We start from the raw sequence: 2,392 nt of genomic DNA, 5'->3' as shown, positions 1-2,392 counted from the left end.
AGCGAGAAGTTCTGGCACGATTATGGCCGCGCCGAAGCCCGCTATCGCGCTGCCCGCGCCTTCGTCTTCGAAGTCTGGCGCGACATCGAGGCGACGGTCGAGGCCGGCAATAGCGTGTCGACGCGGCAGATCAGCCTTGTCCATCTGGCCAAATCCGAGATTCACGAGGTTGGCGTCGATATCTGCAACTTCGCCTACCGCGCTGGCGGCGGCGCATCGCTCCGCGCCGGTGTGATCCAGCGCACCTTCCGCGAGATGATGGTAGCGGCCAACCACTTCACCATCGCGCCGTCGATCGTCACCTCGGCCGGCCGCGACATCGGCGGCGTGTGGAGCGATCGAACCTGGCAGTTCTACGACCTGATCGAGAAGAAGTAGTTGCAAGGGCCGGACAGCGGACGCCGTCCGGCCCCTTTTTCATGCTGCAGAAGAGACATGTCGATGAGCATCCCGCACCCCATGACCAACGCCTTCCGCGAAGCCTTTCGCCACCATCCGGCCGGTGTCGCGGTCATCACTGCCGATCCCGGCGACAGGCCGGTGGCGATGACCGTGTCTTCGCTGATCTCGGTAAGTGCCGCGCCGCCGGTCGTCGCCTTCTCGCTCTCGATGAAATCGACTTCGTCCGAGCCCTTGCTGCGGGCCGAGACCATGGTGATCCACCTGCTGCGCTTCACTGATATCGACCTGGCGCAGCTCTGCGCGTCCAGCGGCGCGGAACGTTTCCCGCCGGGAGGCGCCTGGGCGCGGCTGCCCACCGGCGAACCGCGCTATACCGGCGTTTCGACCTGGTTCCGCGCCCGTCGGCTCGGCGTTCTGCCGATTGAGGGCGCGACACTGGTCGCGGCCGAACTCCTTGACGGCGAGGTACAGCCGGACGAGGTCCCCCCGGAGGCGCATTCGCTTGTTTATCTCGACCGTCGCTGGCATCGCCTGCACAAGGAACTGGACGGGGTGGCTGAGCTTCTTGAGTCGTCGCGTTTTCTTTGAAGGCGCCGAAGCGGTGCGGGTTGTCCGGTCGTTGCGCAGGAACTCGCAAAGCCAGTCGAAGCGCGTTCGGCGTCAATCGTACCGTGCTCTCTGGCTCCCAGCGCGGGGTTGAAGCCTATCCGGCCAGTTGGGCACTAGCCGGAACTTCGTCCGCATCGGATGCGGTACGAGGGGATGGCAATTTTCGTCGCAGATGACGTCAGACATATCCGCAAAATATCTCACGTATTGACGTTAACTTAACATGCTACTATGGTCTTTTTACCGCGTCGGATGCGTCGCTTTTGTATCACCGTTGCTCGTTGATTGTCGTCATGCCTGTCATCCCTATCCCAACCTGCAGGTTTGCCTTGCAGCGCCCTTCACCAGTTGCTGAAAGCGGCGGCGCCCATGCCCAGTTTGCTCGGAATCGATAACGGTCTCACGGTCACCAAGGCGGTGATCTTCGATGCCGATGGCACGCAGTTGTCGGTGGCGCGCCGGCGCGTCCCGCAGTCGATGCCCCATGCGCGCTGGGTGGAGCGCGACATGGCAAGGCTATGGCAAGCCACCGCCGATGCCATCCGCGAAGCGATCGCATTGTGCGGCCGGGCCGCCAACGATATCAAGGCGGTGGCGGCGACCGCACACGGCGATGGTCTCTATTTGCTCGACAAGGATCGCCGGCCGCTAGGCCCCGGTATCCTGTCGCTTGACAGCCGCGCCGGCGAGATTGTCGAACAATGGTCGGCGGATGGGGTCTTCCAAAATGCGTTGGCGCGTACCGGACAGGCGCCGCACGTTTCGGCTCCGTCGGCGCTGCTGGCCTGGATCAGGAAGAACCAACCCGACCGCTATGGCCGCATCGGGCATATACTGGCCTGCAAGGACTGGCTGCGCTTTTGCCTGACCGGCACGATCGGCACCGACCGTACCGAGGCCAGCACCTCATTCACGGATTTCCGCACGCAGGATTACGCGCTGGAAGCGATGCGCATCTTCGAACTGGACGATCTTTTCGACGCGCTGCCGCCGATGGCGCATTCGGCCGAGATCGCCGGCCACGTTACCGCCGAGGCCGCCGACATGACCGGCCTTGCCAAGGGGACACCAGTGGCGAGCGGCCTGCATGACGTAACTGCCTCCGCACTTGGCATGGGCGGCCATGAGGAGGGTGTGCTTGCCATTGTCGCCGGGACCTATTCCATCAACGAAGTGGTCTCTTCGCAACCGCGCGTCGACCCGCGTTGGCTCTGTCGCAACGCCATCGACGCCGGCCGCTGGAACAACATGGCGATCTCGCCGGCCTCGACCGCGAACTACGATTGGTTTCTCGACACGTTCTGCCGCTCGGAACAGGAGAGGGCATCGGTCGGTGGTGGCTCGATCCACGAGGTTTTGGCAACAGAGATCGACGAGGCGC

General features: G+C 63.5%; 2 protein-coding genes and 1 pseudogene. All 3 read left to right on the top strand.

The window, feature by feature from the left end; all coding sequences use genetic code 11:
• Positions 1-378 (top strand): annotated as a pseudogene (locus EN984_RS31370) (acyl-CoA dehydrogenase); the annotation flags it as partial.
• A 57-nt stretch (positions 379-435) separates the two neighbouring features.
• A complete protein-coding gene (locus tag EN984_RS31365; RefSeq protein ID WP_236383135.1) occupies positions 436-990 on the top strand; it encodes a flavin reductase family protein in 555 nt (184 codons plus the stop codon).
• A 390-nt stretch (positions 991-1,380) separates the two neighbouring features.
• The coding region (locus tag EN984_RS31360; protein ID WP_164765783.1) for an FGGY-family carbohydrate kinase at positions 1,381-2,392 on the top strand (1,012 nt) is incomplete at its 3' end.

Origin of the sequence: Mesorhizobium sp. M7A.F.Ca.CA.004.12.1.1 (genome assembly GCF_003997835.1) — a bacterium.
Lineage (GTDB): Bacteria > Pseudomonadota > Alphaproteobacteria > Rhizobiales > Rhizobiaceae > Mesorhizobium.
The sequence above is the reverse complement of the archived record's forward strand: the minus strand, read 5'-3'. Positions and strand labels throughout refer to the sequence as shown.

What these genes read in the sequence shown, in the direction of transcription:
- EN984_RS31365 (WP_236383135.1), top strand. Translation starts at nt 436, where the DNA reads ATGTCGATGAGCATCCCGCACCCCATGACCAACGCCTTCCGCGAAGCC.